The sequence below is a fragment of the Chromobacterium fluminis genome, assembly GCF_011602385.1.
Taxonomy (GTDB): domain Bacteria; phylum Pseudomonadota; class Gammaproteobacteria; order Burkholderiales; family Chromobacteriaceae; genus Chromobacterium; species Chromobacterium fluminis.
In genome coordinates this window covers 1-585 of record NZ_JAAOMA010000125.1, presented here as the reverse complement: position 1 = coordinate 585, position 585 = coordinate 1, and the positions used below count along the sequence as shown (strand labels likewise).

1 protein-coding gene is annotated in these 585 nt (G+C 66.5%); it reads left to right on the top strand.

All coding sequences use genetic code 11. The features are described from left to right. Positions 1-585, top strand: a 585-nt coding sequence (locus tag HA052_RS27170) for a cysteine peptidase family C39 domain-containing protein (RefSeq protein WP_240937601.1), incomplete at both ends; no start/stop codon positions are given.

The following is a 585-nucleotide window of genomic DNA, read 5'->3' as shown; positions in this document are numbered from 1 at the left end:
GCGTAGCCGCCGACCCGGCGCAACTCACCCACCAATACGGCCGCCAGGCCGAACCCTTCAGCGAAACCGACCTGCTGCTGGCCGCCAAAGGCCTGGACCTTAAAGCCCGCATCGTCAAACAAAGCCCGGACCGCCTCAGCCTGACCGCCTTGCCGGCGCTGGCGCTGCGCCCGGACGGCGAACACTTCATCATCGCCCGCTGCGACGGCGACAAAGTGCTGATCCACGACCTCAAACACGGCCGGCCGCAAGTGCTGAGCCAGGCGGAGCTGACGGCGCGCTACGCCGGCCGGCTGCTGCTGCTGGCCTCGCGCGCGTCCGCGGCGGGCGCGCTGGCCAAGTTCGACTTCACCTGGTTCGTGCCGGCCATCGTCAAATACCGAAAGCTCTTGCTGGAAGTGCTGGCGGTGTCGCTGGTGTTGCAGCTGTTCGCGCTGGTGACGCCGCTGTTCTTCCAAGTGGTGATGGACAAGGTGCTGGTCAACCGCGCCTTCAACACCCTGGACGTGATCGCCGTCGGGCTGTTGATCCTGTCGTTGTTCAACGTGGCGCTGTCGGCGCTGCGCAGCCACGTGTTCGCCCACA